Raw genomic sequence first — 15,512 nt, forward strand, 5'->3', positions numbered from 1 at the left:
TAGTTTTGTTCGGTCTTAAAACGAAGTTTTTACTCGAATAACTACTCCTTTTCACTTGACTTACTACCACTAGACTCTAACTCTATTTACCCGCTAAAAACGCATCCAAATCCACATCGGCAAACGAATCATACACACTCGTTCCTTCCGGGAAAACAATGCCCTTCGTCACTTCATTCTTCACCACAATCACGTGTAAACCTGCACCAACCGCCGACAACGAACCATTCCGTGAATCTTCCACGGCGACCGCTTCTTCCGGTTTCACGCCGAGTGCCTCCACTGCCTGACGATACAGCGCTGGATCCGGTTTAATCACTTCCACATCATCCGCCGTTTGAATCGTTTCAAAATCATCCAAAATGCCAAACTTCTCCAAAATTGGATCCACCCAAGCACGCGCGGAGCTTGTCGCCAAACCAATTTTATACCCATTATCCTTGGCATAGTTGAACAATCGCATGAAACCATCGCGCATTTCTAATTTATCACGGCCATTATGCACTTGTAAGTCTATGTATTTTTGAAAAGCCGCAGCATCAAATTTGCCATTCGTTTGTTCCGCCATATAAAGCAGTAACGGTTCGTCGGTGCTTCCAACCACTTGCTCATAAACGTCCATCGGCAAGCTCATACCGTAGTTCGCCTGTAAATACTTCTGTGTTTCGTCAAACCAAACCGCTTCCGTATCAATCATTGTGCCATCAAAATCAAAAACAAATGCTTTCATGAAATTCCTCCATCTATCATATTTCAACACATTCATTATAACATATGAAACCGTTTCATCCTTAAAAAGAATATAACTTCCCAAAATAAGCTTGCATTTCAGGCGAAAAACGAATATTATTGTAGTTGTGGTTTCAAAACGTTCGTAATAAGACGAAGAATTATCTTTTTAACTATAAAAGGGAGTGGAATTATATGTTTCAACTAAAAGCTCACGGAACAGATGTCAAAACAGAGGTCATATCAGGTTTTACAACATTTTTAACAATGGTTTATATTATCGTTGTAAACCCGGCAATCCTTGCAGCAGCAGGCGTTCCGTTTAACACGGTCTTCATGGCAACGATTATCTCGGCTGTCATCGGGACACTTTGGATGGCTCTATTCGCCAATTACCCAATCGCCATCGCGCCAGGACTCGGGATGAATGCCTATTTCGTCACCGTTGTCACCACGCAAAAATTAGACTACGCGACCGCATTCACAGCCGTTTTCGTAGCCGGTATTATTTTCTTACTATTATCTTTAACACCATTTCGTGAAAAATTAATCACAGCGATTCCACACACGTTAAAAGCAGGAATCACAGCTGGTATTGGTCTTTTCATTGCTTTTCTAGGTTTCCGCATGACAGGAATTATCGTAAAAAGCGATTCCAATCTAGTCGGACTCGGCGATCTTCATTCTCCAGAAGCCTTGCTTGCGATTGCTGGCCTTCTGATTACGCTGATTTTCCTAGCGCTTAACGTCAAGGGCGCGCTTTTCATCGGGATGATTTCGACTGGGATTATCGCTTTCTTCACCGGTGAACTGAAATTCAATGGTTTTGTCAAAGTACCGTCAATGCCTGATTTGGTTATCACAAACCCAATCCACGCGTTCGGCGATGTAGTCACTTACAGCCTTTACGGCGTTGTCCTGTCCTTCCTTTTAATCACGATTTTCGATACAACAGGAACAATGATCGGCGTTGCAAAAAAAGCCGGCCTTATGAAAGGGGAAAGTTTGCCCAATGCCAAACACGCCCTACTCGCAGATGCGGTCGCAACAAGTGTCGGTTCTATGTTCGGGACAACACCAACCAGCGCCTACATCGAGTCTTCAGCAGGCGTTGCAACAGGCGGGCGTACAGGTTTAACGACGCTCACCGTTGCTGGATTATTCCTAGTTTCCGCGTTTTTCGCCCCACTTGTCGGCGCAGTATCCGGCATTTCAGCGATTACCGCACCAGCCTTGATTATAGTTGGTAGCATGATGATCGGCGCCGTAAAAGAAATCGATTGGGACACGCTCGACGAAGCCTTTCCAGCATTCCTAGTCATCCTTGCAATGCCGCTAACATCAAGCATCGCCATCGGTCTAGCATTCGGCTTCATCTCCTACCCAATCCTAAAAATCTTCACAGGAAAATGGCGCGAACTCAACTGGTTCATCATCGTCATCGCGATTCTATTCTTCATTCTAGTCGCTTTTCTACCACATTAAAAATAAAGCTGTATTCCAATTCAAATTTGGAGTACAGCTTTTTAAATTATTCACCATTCCGACAAACAAATCCTTATCAATCCATGCTATACTGAAATTTAACATCTTAGAAGGGAGGGTTTTATCTTGGGATTTCTAGAAGCTTATAAATCTTTTTGGAAAAATTATGTGAATTTCAGCGGGCGTTCGTCGCGTTCTGCCTATTGGTATGTCGTTTTATGGAACGCGATTATTATCAGTATTTTTTATATCTTAATCTTAGTTTTCACCGTATTCACAGCTGCAACATCATCGGTGAGCGATGCAACAGGGGATTTTGCTTTCATCATGACATCAGGCTCGACGCTGCTTATCTTGCTGCTCCTATTTTTATATGAGTTAGCAACATTTATTCCACTGCTAGCCTTAACTATTCGCCGTTTGCACGATTCTAACAAAAGCGGTTGGTTTGTTTTGCTCAGTCTGATTCCATTTGTAGGTAGTATTATCATGATTGTTTTCATGTGTATGCCTAGTGAACCATCATTCAGTGACGATTTCGATTTTTAATGTATCACGAGGACGCGAGTAAATTCCGTCCTTTTTTTCATATTATTAGACATTTGCCTGCCATATCTGCTATAAAGGTAAGAGATATTGAATAGAAAAGAGTGAGCCATTTGTGGAAAGCATTTTTTAGCGGTATTGGAATTGCCGCACTAGTTATCATTTTCGCGCTACTAACGACCGGATACAGCATGTCATCCCTGTTCTCCTTCGTCTTGATGGTCCTGATTCTGGCGTCGATTATCTGCTCCGCACTCGTATCTGTCGGCAGAGCGCAAAATCCAAACCGAAAAATTCAATTACGATGGAGCATCTTACTCGCAGTTGCCGCGATTCCATCCTTCATCGGTTTCATAATTAGTTATTACTTCACATGAAAAAAGAGCCAAATTCGGCTCTTTTTTGCTACCTATTTAAACGCTGCGATGAAGGCAGGTACATAATCTGGTAAATCTGGTGGGCGACGACTCGAAATAATGTGGCCATCCGTGACAACTGCTTCATCATGCCAAATCGCGCCGGCATTCGTCATATCATCCTTGATACCAGGTGTACTTGTGACGTTGACGCCATCCAGAATTCCTGCTGAAATAAGTACCCAGCCAGCGTGACAAATTTGCCCGATTGGTTTCTTTTGTTCGTCAAAATAGCGTACAAATTCTAGTACTTTATCGAAGCGACGCAGCTTATCTGGTGACCAGCCTCCTGGAACTAAAATCCCGTCATAATCTTCTACCTTAATATCCTCAAAGCTAAAATCACTTGTTGCAGGAACGCCGTACTTCCCGTGGTAAACAACGCCGGCTTCCTCTCCGACTAAATGAACCTCCGCTCCAGCTTCGCGAACACGTAATACGGGATACCATAATTCTAAATCCTCGAAATCCTCACTAATTAGCGCGATTACTTTTTTACCTTGTAGTGTCATGTTATCGTCCTCCTTCAATTATTGCTTACCCCAAGTATACCAATGGAGATGGTGGGCTTGAAGTAATCTGCTTGTGGGGGATTGTTGGGTTGGTTTCTCATGACGATTTGTGGAAGGTTAGTGATAATGATTGGACAAAGAGCCAAAAAATAAAGTTGCCTTAATCATTATTTGGCAATTAGGCTTTGAACAGTTGGGAAGGATTACATGCTCGCTTTGCTCTCATGCATATTGAGGCTGTAACTCACTTTGTTCGAACAGCCACAACAAAAAAAGCCCAGTCAATTGACTAGGCACGCCATCATGTTCGAATGTTTATGCTTAACGGGATGAGGCACAAACGAAAACTACATGGCAAATGAGATGAATGAAAACAAATAACGGTTATCGGTGCGAAATCATATGATAAACACAAGTGCTCACCATTTGGAAGATGGATACACCGAATTCCATTATAACCATGATAGGGTCTTATCCCCACAAAAATAAACATGAACTGTATACTTTTGTCGAAATAAGAACTAACACTTAATGCAAGGTATATATATATTCTACTTTTATTGGACGAAAAAAGCAAGGGAACAAACTGTGTAATTTTTGTGACTAAAATAATGTGTTTTATAGCCTTTTATATGCCAATTTCTGAAGAAAACGCTTAATCGACAACTTTTTTAGTCGTATCAGGGTATTATCGATAATTTAGGGTACAATTTCTTGCATTATAATACGAACAGAGCCGAACAGAATTTCCAAAAAATAATTCCCTAATCCAAATCAGGGAATCATCTTTCTCCTATTAGTCTACTAGTTCTACAATCATATTACAAATAATTGCTACGATGGGGATTAACGCAAACAGTCCCCACGACCAATTACCTCGATGCGATTTCGTTGTTTTTGCTTGCTCTAACTCGTTTACTTGTTGGCGTAGACTCAACACTTCTAACTCCAAATCCTGCACTTTATCCTCAAGATCATACAGCCGTTCTTCCATCAGTATCCCTCTTTTCGACCACTTTGATGCTTTTATTATATATCACGTTCACGCCGAGTGTCATCATACCATAGGCTGATTAACCTAATAATAGCAATTACCCGCACGCTTTGCTACAATAAGATAAATAGCTTAAATGAGGTGAAAAAATGGATATTCATACGGAAGAAGCCGTTGTAAAATTAATTCTTCATGGCGGAAACACGCGAAAAGAAGCCTACGCTGCAATTACCGCCGCCGAAAAATACAATTTCGAAGAGGCAACATCTCATTTGCAAAACGCAGAAGTACAATTTTTAGAAGGACATGCTTGGCAGACCAAATTGGTTTCGCGTCGCAGCGCTGACAGTGACATTACGCCGTCCTTTTTATTAGTACATGGTCAAGACCACTTGATGACAGCGCAAGCCGAGCTTAACTTAGCCAAACAAATCGTTCGCCAATACGAGCGTCAGAGCGAACTTGAAGCACGCATCGCAAAATTAGAACAAACGCATAACTAAAAAAGATACGAAGATAAGTCCGCTGCATCCTAAATCGATGTTGGCTAAGCTTATCCGCGTATCTTTTTCATTTTATCGAATACCGAGTGCAATCTTGGCGTAACGCGACATCCGGTCTTTCGTCCAAGCCGGCGTCCACACAAGGTCGACTTTCGTATCTTTTACTTCTGGAATATCTGACATCGCTACACGTACTTGATCTGTCAAAACACCTGCAAGCGGGCATCCCATCGTTGTTAACGTCATTGTTACCGTACAAAGTCCGTCCTCATCCAAGTCCACATCGTAAACCAGGCCAATATTAACAATATCAATGCCTAGCTCAGGATCGATTACTTGTTCTAACGCACCCATCAAATTATCTTTTAGTTCTGCATCCATGAAGTAGTAGCCTCCTTTTGATTTTCTCTCATTATTGTAACATAGTTGAGAATGATTTTCATTATAATTTTTCTTCTAAAAAGCCGACACCCGCAAGCATGCCCTCAATCGAGATTTTGTGTTTGGCCTTTTCATCCACCATGAAAGCTACATTATCTGACATATCTTTCTCAACCAGTGCCTCATATAACTTCTCGCTGTATTGGAACGGCACGACATCATCCGCTTTCCCATGCCAAATCATCAAGGGGCGATTTTTCAATTTCGTAGGTGCAGCGCTCAGATCATACGGTGCCAACTCACGAATCCGCGCATCCACGTCAAAAGGAAACTCGCCGCCCTGCTTCATCACGCCATCCGCCAGTACTTTCGCAAAATGTCCATAATACGAACTGCCCGCCAGACACACGCCGACTTTCAGCCAATCATACTGCGCTAACATCCCATAACTCGTAATCGCTCCCATCGAAAAACCGCCGACTGCAAGCCTCGACGTATCAATCAATCCCTCCGCATCTAAAGCATCTCTCAACAGAGGCAACTCATGGATATTCCCACGAACCGTGTCCCAAAAATAAATCGACTGCTCTGCTTCTGACTCACCAGCCTGCCGTTCTCCATGCATCCTCGCATCCGGTAATATAACACGCATTCCTCGTTGCGCCAATAAATACGCGTACGGCAAATACAATTCCTTTTGTGATTGAAAACCATGATAAAAAAAGACAGTTGGTAATTTTTCGGTCGCGTGCGCTGCATCATAAATATGTAGGACCGGAATTTCTTTTATCCATTTATGTTCCACTTGAATCATTGGTAGGCCTCATTTCCATGTGATTTATTAAGTTCCTGTAAAGCACTTAGGCGTTTACAAAGCGCGCCCGAACGTCTATCATAAAGGTACACTATCTATTCTATCACTTTATCAAAACGGGGACTAGATATACGAATTATAGAAAGAATGAGGAGACATATATGACAAAAAAATTAATCGTTCTTGATCTTGATGGAACCGCGCTAAAAGGCGACCAAACCATCTCGAATCGAACAAAAAAAGCGCTGGAAAACGCGCGTGCGAAAGGCCATGAAATCATGATTGCAACCGGCCGCCCATACCGCATGAGCCATATGTATTATTATGAATTAGGTCTCGATACACCGATTGTGAATTTTAATGGCGCCGTTTTTCACCACCCGCGTGATATTAAATTCAGCAACGCTTACCACCAAGCTATTGATCTAAAAACAGCGCATGAGCTGCTCGATTTTTCGACGAATTACGCGCTAGACAATATCGCGGCAGAAGTGCAAGACAGCGTGTTCTTGCGCGAACGAAATGCTAGCGTACCAGACATGTTCCAGCAAGGGAAAGACAATGTTTTCATCGGCGATTTGCGGAACACCATTACGACGGATCCGACCTCACTACTATTCTTCGCAAGCCATGAAATGCTACAAGAAGTGAGCGATCATATGGATTCACGCCTTTCCAACATCGTGACATATCGCAACTGGGGAGCAGAATGGCCAGCAATGGAAATGACCAAATTCGGCGTGCATAAAGCCATCGGTGTTCAAGCAGCCAGCCGTTTTCTAGGCATTGACCGCAAAGATATCATAGCTTTTGGTGATGAAGATAACGATCTTGAAATGCTCGACTATGCAGGCGTTGGTGTTGCGATGGGTAATGCCATTGAACCACTGAAAAACGTTGCAAACACAGTCACACTAACCAATGAAGAAGATGGTATCGCAGTATATCTAGAAGAAAATCTAGGCGTTTAAAAATTTCTCTGAGCTAAAAAATACGTAGCAACAATCTGAAACTAGATTCTTGCTACGTATTTTTTTAATTAAGTTCCACCACACGCATCTCATTCTTCAGTATTTCAATAAACCTTCCAAATTTTTCATTGTAATAATCTTGTTCAGACTCAATAGGAACATAAATATCAATAGGCGTACTTTCCTTTTCCACTCGTTTTCCATTTTCCCACCAATAAAATAAGCCTTGCGTTGGCTCTGTGCTATCAGAAACTAGGCATTCTCTATTAAGGACGGAAGCAATCATTTGCGCAATTTCTTTATTTTTTACCGCCCCTCCATTCAAAACTAAAGGATTTCCATCATAAGTAGCAGGTAATAAAGAAAGGATATGCCTCAGATTGAAAATAATGCCCTCCAAAACAGATTGAATAATTTCAGGACGTCCATGAGTAATACTTAACCCTTTAAAACTCCCCGTCTGTTTTTCATTCCAAATCGGGGCACGTTCTCCTTGTATATATGGGAAAAAAAATAAATCCGACGCTTTATGTAAATGATGTAGATGATCGAATATTTTAGACTTATCTTCATAAAATAAATTACTGAGCCATTCCAGCGCTATTCCTCCATTATTAGTAGGACCGCCAACCACCCATTGATCATCATCTACATAATAACAAAAACTTTCCATCTCTGGCCCCAGATATCGCGTTGTAGAAAGCTGCCTGATGGATCCACTAGTTCCCAGAGTGAGGCTTTCCGCGGCACTATTTTGTTGAGCGCTAGCCAAAGAAGCCAAGCACCCATCGCTAGACCCTATCATAATTTTTGTATTTCGTTTCATGCCCAGCTCTAACGCCACTTTTTCCGAGATGTTAAAAACAGTTTTTGGATGCACAAGCCGTGGTAGTTTGCTGGACGATAATTGGAGGAATGCTAGTATTTCTTCATCCCATTTAAAATCAATACTATTGAATAATCCAGTCGCCGAAGCTATCGAAAAATCCGTGACAAATGTGTCTACAAAATAGCTCATCAAAAAAGATTTCATATCATGCCATCTGGAAACATTATTGAACCAGTCATTGCGCCTTTCTTTAAAGTATACTAATTTTGCAAAAGGACTCATGCCATGAATAGGTGTCCCGGTTTTACCATAAAACAAAAAAGTGCGCTGACTATTTCGTTTGAATTCTGAAATTGTATCTGCAGCTCTATTATCAGACCATAAGAACATCGTGTTGCTTTCCTTTTCAGGGGATTCAGGTATTAATGTATGCATAGCCGTACTAAAACTGATGGTATGTATATCTGAATAAAGCGTCGTTATTTCACTAATATTCCGTTTGATACTTGCTAAAATATCTATCGGGTTTTGGGTAGATTTGTCGCCTTCCTTACAAGTCTTAATTCTCGCTGACTCCGTATATATTGTTTTTTCTTCATTGAAAACAATAAATTTAATGGCGGTCGTCCCAACATCAATTGCTAATAATAAATCTTCCATACGATCTAATTTCGCCTCCTCCAAATCGATTTCTCAATGCAACAACAATGGAAGAAGTTCCTGCACCTATAAATGAGTCCTCATGATTCCAATACGTTATCGTGAGGACTCCAATTGTATTCTACCTAGTCAATCATGCACTTACATAGCCTACGTAACCCTATTTCCATTCACATTCGTCTGCTACTTCTAATACCCGATCTTGAATAATGGATCCATACCATTCCGCTGATTTTTTTTTCGAACGCGTTCTTTTTTCATCTAATTCAATTCTTACGAGGCCATATCGATTTTTAAAAGCGTTCATCGGAGAAACGCAATCTGTAAACGCCCATAACATGTAGCCTTCACAAGCAGAACCTTCTTCAACGGCTTTCAGTAACCACTGGATGTGCTGCTTAATAAAATCAATTCTATAACTATCATTTACGGTGCCCAGATCATCCATATACGCTTCTTCATTTTCTCTGCCCATTCCATTTTCAGTGATAAGCCACGGAATATCTCCATAATTTTCTTTTAAATAGTGCGCCATATCATATACGATTTTCGGATATATTTCCCACCCGCGCGAATCATTCATATTTTTCCCCGGCAAATCAAAATTTTCAAAGAACATTTCCGGATGGAACGGCGTCGTCTTACTCCACTCATACCTTGGCGCTTTGACCCGTTTCGGATAATATTGATTAATCCCTAAAAAATCGAGCGTGTTTTCACTAATTATGGATAAATCGTTCTCATCAGGATTAAAATAGATGTCAAATTTAGTACATAACGCAATTAGTTCCGCTGAATACTCGCCTTTCACCATCGGATCAAAAAAGACGCGATTATAAAACAAATCATACATTTCAGCAGCTTTTTTATCTTCTTTTGAAGAAGACCGAGCGTATACCATTTCAGGATTTAATACACAACCAATTCTCCCCTTCAATCCCAGGGAACGATATGCCTTCACAGCTTGAGCACTCGCTAATGCTTTGTGGTAATTCCATAACATCCATTTTTCAGTATTCTGTTCATGAGGCCATCTGATCGCGTCTAGATAAATACGTGTTTGAGGAACGATTGGTTCATTGAAAGTAAACCATTGCTTCACTCTGTCTCCATACCGCTCAAAAGCAATTTTTGCATAGCCAGCGTATAAATCTACTACTTTTCTTGATGACCAACCATCATATTTTTCAGATAAATAGACTGGTAATTCGTAATGTTCCAAACACAGCATCGGCTCTACATTGGCTTCTAATAATGCGTTTACAACGTCATCAATGTGCTGCGCGTAGTCCTCATCAACAACAAGGTTCTCATAATCCGTAAAAAAACGAGACCAGTTAATAGAAGTTCTATAATGCGTCAGGCCAATCTCTTTCATCAAGTCTACATCTTCTTGATACTGCTCCATAAAGTTAGTCGCTACTGCAGGACCATACCCATTATGCCAAACAAATTTTTCATTTTTATACCACGAATCAGGATAGGAGTCTTGACCTTCTTTCTTGCCCTTCCAGCCTTCCGTTTGCCATGCTGATGAAGCCGCGCCAAGAATAAAGTTTTCAGGAATTAACAGTTTCATATTCTACCTCTTTCTCACTAGTTTTTTGCTGTGCTGTATTCGATATTTTAACAAATGGTAAATAGATAAGAATGGCAACGATAATACAGACAATTTGAGTAGCTACTGCGCCCAAATCCCCGGCCGTTGCTAGATACGCATTCACAATTGGCGGCATCGGCCACGGAACCATGACGACGGCTTTAGCGGCAATACCTGTTGCAGTTGCGAAATAGCCTATTGTACCTGTTATTAGCGGCGTAATGATAAACGGGATAGCCAAAATCGGATTCAACATAATCGGCATACCAAAAATAACGGGTTCATTAATGTTAAAAAGACCTGGTGCTGAAGAAAGTTTTGTTATTTCACGCATATCTTCTCTTTTACCAACCATGAAAATGGCAACAAGCAGTCCAATCGTCACTCCAGAACCACCAATACTCATATACATATCCCAAAAAGGCATCGTAATAATGTTAGGAATTTCTTTTCCAGATTCAAATGCTTCGGTGTTTACTGCGATGGAAGCGAGTAGCAACGGTTCTCTGATTGGTTTAATCATTTGGTTACCATGAATCCCTATTACCCAGAAAATTTGCGCTATTAGCATTAGAAGTAATATTCCTGGCAATCCTTGAACAACCCCTTCTAAAGGCCGCTGTACAAGATGATAGATAATATCATAGGCATACATTCCAGTAATTGCTTTAACAGCGAATCCAGCGCTAGCCATGACTGCAATTGTAATGATAGTAGGAACTAATGCGGAAAAACTTGCTGATACATTGGCAGGCACCGTGTCGGGCATTTTGATTTGTAATCTCTTTTGACGACCTAGCCAGCTATATAATTCTACAGATACGATAGCAACAATCATTCCTAAAAATAAACCTTTTGTATCTGTGTACTGCTTAGCTAAGACATTTTCTACAAGTATATTTTTATCATCCGATAAGAATCCATAAATCGTTGGAGTAACCGCTAAATACGACATCACCGCAATGATCCCAGGAAAAACGCCGTTCAACTTGTTCAGCTTAGCTAATTCAATCCCGATAAGGAAAACCGCATAGATTGTTAAAAAGCTTAACGTGACATAACTAATCGATGAGGCGATAGGTTTTAGCTCAGCTAGAAAACGCAAGGATTGAATTTTTGCTAATCCATTTTCTGCATCGAAAACCATTGCTGAAAATAATGTACCGAATGCCCCTGTGATAATAACCGGGATAAGCGCAGAAAAAGCATTTTTGATTACCATGATATAGCGTAAACTATTTACTTTTGTTGCGAATCTTCCTAAAACATCGGCTAATCTCCCCATAAATCCACTTTCCATAATTCTTTTACCCCCTATTTAGTTCATGTTTTCTATCTATATATTTAGACAAGACTGCCAAGTGCCTCATCGTATAGCCAAAACTTCCTTCTTCTCTAAAATCGTTCTTTCATCGTCCGCGCAAATACATCACTCGAACACCGATGTAGCGTCATCAAATGAATTCAATCTATTTAAAAGCGTTTTGTATTATCTACTCAACTTCATTATCGGGCGTAGGAAATCGTATTATTTCTAACTATTTAGTCTATTTTAAATAAACTTTAAAACATAGATAGCTACAACCCTGCCTAGATATAACATTGAGGCTACTAGCTCAAATACCAATTTTAGATAAATATTTCAGAGTCTTCATGTATTCTATTTCCTAATGCATGATTGCGCTTTCATTCGCTTCAAAAAAACTTCGCCAATAGGATAGAAAGGCTGTATACGTTACTTCACCCACAGGTCTTTAGCGTTCGCATCATGGGTAGCAATGACCGTTACTGTATAAAGCCCGACAATTCATAGCTCCATTCTTTGTGTGTCACTCCTAATAAGTCATCTGATGTATTTATAATAAAATACATCAGATGACTTGTCAATAGTTTTTTTGCTAGTTTGATTGAATAACTTTGCTAAATTCCTTTCTATTGTTCGCCATATGTACTGTCATGGCATCCAATGCGTTTAGTTCATCGTGTTTGGCAATAGCATTTACCAAATCATCATGCAGTTCTATTGTTTCTGTTTTTAAATTACTCACATTATAATTTTCATTAAACAAAGCGATAGATTCATTAATAATGGGCACAATATGAGAAAGCGCAATGTTCCCACTGGCTTCCGCAATCGTTTTATGCAACTCTATATCTAACGCTACATGCTCATCCGTATTATTTTTGAAGGAAACTTCTATCGCATCTTTTAAGCGAATCATATGGCTTATTTGATTTTCTGTAGCATTTTTCGCTGCTAAAGCTGCCATTGGAGGCTCTAATATATATCTTAAAACAAACAAATCTTCAATCATTTTGTTTTTATTTTTAATTAAAGAAAATCCTAGGGGGTCTTTGACAATCCCCTTTCCTTCACTTATATACGTTCCAGAACCTTGCCTAACTTGTAGTATATTGCGCGCAACTAATACTTTGACCACCTCTCTGATGGTGCTTCGTCCAACATGCAATTCCTCAGCAAGGGCATATTCATTAGGTAACTTGTCTCCCATATTAAATTCCTTTAAACGTATATATTCCAGTAATTTTCCAGCTGTATTTTCTACCAAATTTTCACGCATTGTATTTTCCCCCTTCTAAATCATCTGATGTATTAGTAGCGTTTTGTAAATTTATTCTATTTCTGATTCTGTCAATTTATTTTATAATAGGCTTCTTGATCTGTATAACTTTTAATAGTTGGTTGAAAAATGATATACTCAAAGCACGAACCTTTTTCCAAAGGATGTGTTAAATATGTTAGCCATTATCATTATCGTCTGCTGGTTCATCGCTTTCATGGCTGTATGGGCAATCATAAAAGCATCCACAAAAAAGCCAAAATAAGTCCACCTTTCACCCGGTGCCTGCTTATTTTGGCTTTTTCATTATTGATGCATTCTAGTCTTATACATCTCCATCGCCATTTTCTGATCAGCCTCCGAGCGAAAATCACCGAAAACACTAGACGTCTCCACAACATTAATAAAACATCTCGGATCAACAGCCTGAACAACATGCGTCAAATCATAGAGCTCATATCGCGTAATCACAATCACAAGCATCGTTACACTTTCCTTTGAATACGCCCCGATTGCCTCAACAACTGTAATCCCACGAAACATATTATCCTGAATCCCTTTAATCACATCTTCTGGATTTTGCGTCATAATCATCGCCGTCAATTTCTGATGTCTCGTATGAATCGTATCAATCACTCGACTCGAGACATATAGCGAGATAAGCGTATAAAGTGCAAACGTCCACTCATATGTAAAGCCTGCAATAAAAATGATAACCCCATTCATCAACAAAAAATACTTCCCAAAAGAGCGCCCCGTCTTAATCGTAATATACATCGCAATAATATCAAGGCCTCCCGAAGATATCCCGAACTTAAGCGCAAGACCGATCCCCACAGAAGAAATAACCCCACCAAAAATCGCATTCAATAAAATATCTGAAGAAACCTCTTGCACCGGTATCACAATCAAAAATAACGACATAAAAGCAACCGTCACAAAACTGAACACCGTAAACGCCCGGCCAACCTTAAACCAGCCCAACACCGCTACTGGAATGTTTAGCAGTAAGACAAGCAACCCCGTCGACAAGCTAATACCAACACCATCTTGTAATATATCCGATGTCAGCTGTGCAACCCCAGTCAAACCACTTGCATAAACATGCGCCGGAATTAAGAAGAAGTTCATTCCAATCGCATTAAGCAATGCGGCCAGCACCGCAATAAAAAATTTCTTCGTACCGTCAATATAAATTTGCTGTTGCTTCAACCCAATTTCCCACTTTCAAAAAAATTCAACACGCTTAAAATAGCGGTCTTCCTCCCGATAAATAAAAACCAACACTCACGGTTGCAATCACGGATACGATAAACAACACAAAGAAGAGTCTCGATGGCTTCTCTTTTTTCCGGTAGACAAGTAACATTTCCACGACACCAATGGTTGCCAACCCAAGCAATATTTTAAAAATCGACACAACAATATGCTCACTAAAACTATATTGCATCATCATAATGCCACTCAAAATAACCGTAATATAAAGCACCCGATTACACATTTGCATAATTGTAAACACTTTTGCCGATTTCTTATAGATAACCAACGCAATCAATGTAAAGACTATGATGCCAACCCATGAAATCAAATGAATATAAGACCACATAAAAATCCCCCATTTCCCATTATTTACATAACTTGATTTTCTAACGTTCCAATGCCTTCAATCGTAATTGTAACAGTATCTCCTTCATTTAGAAAGCGCGGTGGTTTCATCGCTTTCCCCACCCCATCAGGCGTCCCGGTTGCAATGACATCTCCAGGCATAAGTGTGTGCCCTTTAGACAACTCCGAAATAATCGTCGCAATAGGAAAAATAAGCTGGTCTAATGTACCATCCTGCCGCTTCTCCCCATTCACCCACGTTTGAATCCGCAATGCACTCGGGTCACCAATCTCATCCTTCGTAACGACATAGGGACCAATCGGACAGCTCCCATCCAAACTTTTCGCTAAATAAAATTGCTTATGCTTCACCTGCAAATCGCGCGCCGTCACATCATTCAAAATCGTATAGCCAAAAATCGCATCCAAAGCCTCTGCCTCAGAAATGTTCGTCACTTCCTTGCCAATTATAATCGCAAGTTCTCCCTCATAATCAAGCTCACTCGTCACACCCGCATGTAAAGAAATCGTCCCTCTATGCCCAACAAGCGTGTTACTACTTTTCGTGAAAATCATAATCGCCTCAGGAATATCCGCGACGCTCCCCATCTCAATTACATGTTTCCGATAATTCTTCCCGACAGCCATCACATTATTTGGTGGCACAATTGCCGGCAAAAACTGCACATCCTTACACGGAATCGCTCCATGCATCGCCTCGTATTGCTTTTCAATGTGTTCCAATTTTGCTGGTTGCGCAATAAGTTCTACCAATGTACGCGGGCACTCCGACTCCGCGAAAAATGCGCTGATATCAATAATGCTGTCCCCTTTGACGATACCAAACGACTCCCTGCCACTAACTCTAAAGCTAATCCATTTCAT

The 15,512-nt window shown here is 40.5% G+C and carries 17 protein-coding genes; 5 read left to right on the plus strand and 12 right to left on the minus strand.

Translation table 11 applies throughout. The features are described from left to right. Positions 1 to 82: 82 nt before the first annotated feature. The gene (locus EP58_RS09090; RefSeq protein WP_036092704.1) at positions 83 to 730 is read right to left on the minus strand and encodes an HAD family hydrolase; all 648 of its coding nucleotides are present in this window, start codon (positions 728 to 730) and stop codon (positions 83 to 85) included. A gap of 194 nt (positions 731 to 924) precedes the next feature. Between EP58_RS09090 and EP58_RS09095 the strand changes: the two genes are divergently transcribed. From EP58_RS09095 to EP58_RS17230, 3 genes are all read left to right on the plus strand, one after another. Beyond that, complete coding sequence (locus EP58_RS09095) at positions 925 to 2,214, plus strand: NCS2 family permease (RefSeq protein WP_036092710.1); 1,290 nt, start codon at positions 925 to 927, stop codon at positions 2,212 to 2,214. 126 nt (positions 2,215 to 2,340) lie between these two features. Beyond that, a complete protein-coding gene (locus EP58_RS09100; protein ID WP_036092713.1) occupies positions 2,341 to 2,763 on the plus strand; it encodes a DUF805 domain-containing protein in 423 nt (140 codons plus the stop codon). Between the two features lie 110 nt (positions 2,764 to 2,873). Continuing rightward, positions 2,874 to 3,137 carry a hypothetical protein gene (locus tag EP58_RS17230; protein ID WP_077917881.1) on the plus strand — a complete coding sequence of 88 codons (264 nt, stop codon included), beginning with the start codon at positions 2,874 to 2,876 and terminating at the stop codon, positions 3,135 to 3,137. Between the two features lie 32 nt (positions 3,138 to 3,169). On the opposite strand, the gene EP58_RS09105 is transcribed toward EP58_RS17230, so the two are convergent. Together EP58_RS09105 and EP58_RS09110 are read right to left on the minus strand one after the other, a co-directional pair. Next, positions 3,170 to 3,688: a type 1 glutamine amidotransferase domain-containing protein gene (locus tag EP58_RS09105; RefSeq protein WP_036092716.1), complete on the minus strand. Its 519-nt coding sequence runs from the start codon at positions 3,686 to 3,688 to the stop codon at positions 3,170 to 3,172. 796 nt (positions 3,689 to 4,484) lie between these two features. After that, on the minus strand, positions 4,485 to 4,682 hold the full coding sequence (locus EP58_RS09110) for a hypothetical protein (RefSeq protein ID WP_036092719.1): 198 nt from the start codon (positions 4,680 to 4,682) through the stop codon (positions 4,485 to 4,487). A gap of 149 nt (positions 4,683 to 4,831) precedes the next feature. Between EP58_RS09110 and EP58_RS09115 the strand changes: the two genes are divergently transcribed. Next, entirely contained in the window at positions 4,832 to 5,185 is a 354-nt protein-coding gene (locus EP58_RS09115; RefSeq protein ID WP_036092721.1) for a PTS sugar transporter subunit IIA, read from the plus strand. Positions 5,186 to 5,257: 72 nt separating this feature from the next. On the opposite strand, the gene EP58_RS09120 is transcribed toward EP58_RS09115, so the two are convergent. Both EP58_RS09120 and yjfP read right to left on the minus strand, forming a co-directional pair. Beyond that, the gene (locus tag EP58_RS09120; protein WP_036066843.1) at positions 5,258 to 5,566 is read right to left on the minus strand and encodes a metal-sulfur cluster assembly factor; all 309 of its coding nucleotides are present in this window, start codon (positions 5,564 to 5,566) and stop codon (positions 5,258 to 5,260) included. A gap of 61 nt (positions 5,567 to 5,627) precedes the next feature. Then, positions 5,628 to 6,380: an esterase gene (gene yjfP, locus EP58_RS09125; protein ID WP_036092723.1), complete on the minus strand. Its 753-nt coding sequence runs from the start codon at positions 6,378 to 6,380 to the stop codon at positions 5,628 to 5,630. 161 nt (positions 6,381 to 6,541) lie between these two features. On the opposite strand from yjfP, the gene EP58_RS09130 reads away from it, so the two are divergent. Continuing rightward, positions 6,542 to 7,351 (plus strand): Cof-type HAD-IIB family hydrolase, encoded by an 810-nt coding sequence (locus EP58_RS09130; RefSeq protein ID WP_036092726.1) that lies wholly within the window; start codon positions 6,542 to 6,544, stop codon positions 7,349 to 7,351. Positions 7,352 to 7,415: 64 nt separating this feature from the next. Here the strand turns inward: EP58_RS09130 and EP58_RS09135 are convergent, their stop codons facing one another. From EP58_RS09135 to EP58_RS09165, 7 genes are all read right to left on the minus strand, one after another. Then, positions 7,416 to 8,840: a gluconokinase gene (locus tag EP58_RS09135; protein WP_036092729.1), complete on the minus strand. Its 1,425-nt coding sequence runs from the start codon at positions 8,838 to 8,840 to the stop codon at positions 7,416 to 7,418. Positions 8,841 to 9,000: 160 nt separating this feature from the next. After that, positions 9,001 to 10,419 carry a glycoside hydrolase family 1 protein gene (locus EP58_RS09140; RefSeq protein ID WP_036092732.1) on the minus strand — a complete coding sequence of 473 codons (1,419 nt, stop codon included), beginning with the start codon at positions 10,417 to 10,419 and terminating at the stop codon, positions 9,001 to 9,003. Continuing rightward, positions 10,400 to 11,740 (minus strand): PTS sugar transporter subunit IIC, encoded by a 1,341-nt coding sequence (locus EP58_RS09145; RefSeq protein WP_052164887.1) that lies wholly within the window; start codon positions 11,738 to 11,740, stop codon positions 10,400 to 10,402. Before EP58_RS09145 ends, EP58_RS09140 begins: the two co-directional genes overlap by 20 nt. Positions 11,741 to 12,338: 598 nt before the next feature. Next, positions 12,339 to 13,022 carry a FadR/GntR family transcriptional regulator gene (locus EP58_RS09150; protein ID WP_036092734.1) on the minus strand — a complete coding sequence of 228 codons (684 nt, stop codon included), beginning with the start codon at positions 13,020 to 13,022 and terminating at the stop codon, positions 12,339 to 12,341. A gap of 306 nt (positions 13,023 to 13,328) precedes the next feature. After that, positions 13,329 to 14,234: a YitT family protein gene (locus EP58_RS09155; protein ID WP_036092737.1), complete on the minus strand. Its 906-nt coding sequence runs from the start codon at positions 14,232 to 14,234 to the stop codon at positions 13,329 to 13,331. Between the two features lie 34 nt (positions 14,235 to 14,268). Beyond that, positions 14,269 to 14,628, minus strand: coding sequence for a YisL family protein (locus tag EP58_RS09160; protein WP_036092739.1), 360 nt, complete (start codon positions 14,626 to 14,628; stop codon positions 14,269 to 14,271). 23 nt (positions 14,629 to 14,651) lie between these two features. Next, on the minus strand, positions 14,652 to 15,512 hold the full coding sequence (locus tag EP58_RS09165; protein WP_036092741.1) for a fumarylacetoacetate hydrolase family protein: 861 nt from the start codon (positions 15,510 to 15,512) through the stop codon (positions 14,652 to 14,654).

The sequence above is a fragment of the Paenilisteria newyorkensis genome, from assembly GCF_000766145.1.
GTDB lineage: Bacteria > Bacillota > Bacilli > Lactobacillales > Listeriaceae > Listeria_A > Listeria_A newyorkensis.

What these genes read in the sequence shown, in the direction of transcription:
- EP58_RS09160 (WP_036092739.1), bottom strand. Translation starts at nt 14,628, where the DNA reads ATGTGGTCTTATATTCATTTGATTTCATGGGTTGGCATCATAGTCTTT.
- EP58_RS09130 (WP_036092726.1), top strand. Translation starts at nt 6,542, where the DNA reads ATGACAAAAAAATTAATCGTTCTTGATCTTGATGGAACCGCGCTAAAA.
- yjfP (WP_036092723.1), bottom strand. Translation starts at nt 6,380, where the DNA reads ATGATTCAAGTGGAACATAAATGGATAAAAGAAATTCCGGTCCTACAT.
- EP58_RS09165 (WP_036092741.1), bottom strand. Translation starts at nt 15,512, where the DNA reads ATGAAATGGATTAGCTTTAGAGTTAGTGGCAGGGAGTCGTTTGGTATC.
- EP58_RS09150 (WP_036092734.1), bottom strand. Translation starts at nt 13,022, where the DNA reads ATGCGTGAAAATTTGGTAGAAAATACAGCTGGAAAATTACTGGAATAT.
- EP58_RS09105 (WP_036092716.1), bottom strand. Translation starts at nt 3,688, where the DNA reads ATGACACTACAAGGTAAAAAAGTAATCGCGCTAATTAGTGAGGATTTC.
- EP58_RS09120 (WP_036066843.1), bottom strand. Translation starts at nt 5,566, where the DNA reads ATGGATGCAGAACTAAAAGATAATTTGATGGGTGCGTTAGAACAAGTA.
- EP58_RS09110 (WP_036092719.1), bottom strand. Translation starts at nt 4,682, where the DNA reads ATGGAAGAACGGCTGTATGATCTTGAGGATAAAGTGCAGGATTTGGAG.
- EP58_RS09090 (WP_036092704.1), bottom strand. Translation starts at nt 730, where the DNA reads ATGAAAGCATTTGTTTTTGATTTTGATGGCACAATGATTGATACGGAA.
- EP58_RS09145 (WP_052164887.1), bottom strand. Translation starts at nt 11,740, where the DNA reads ATGGAAAGTGGATTTATGGGGAGATTAGCCGATGTTTTAGGAAGATTC.
- EP58_RS09140 (WP_036092732.1), bottom strand. Translation starts at nt 10,419, where the DNA reads ATGAAACTGTTAATTCCTGAAAACTTTATTCTTGGCGCGGCTTCATCA.
- EP58_RS09115 (WP_036092721.1), top strand. Translation starts at nt 4,832, where the DNA reads ATGGATATTCATACGGAAGAAGCCGTTGTAAAATTAATTCTTCATGGC.
- EP58_RS09095 (WP_036092710.1), top strand. Translation starts at nt 925, where the DNA reads ATGTTTCAACTAAAAGCTCACGGAACAGATGTCAAAACAGAGGTCATA.
- EP58_RS09135 (WP_036092729.1), bottom strand. Translation starts at nt 8,840, where the DNA reads ATGGAAGATTTATTATTAGCAATTGATGTTGGGACGACCGCCATTAAA.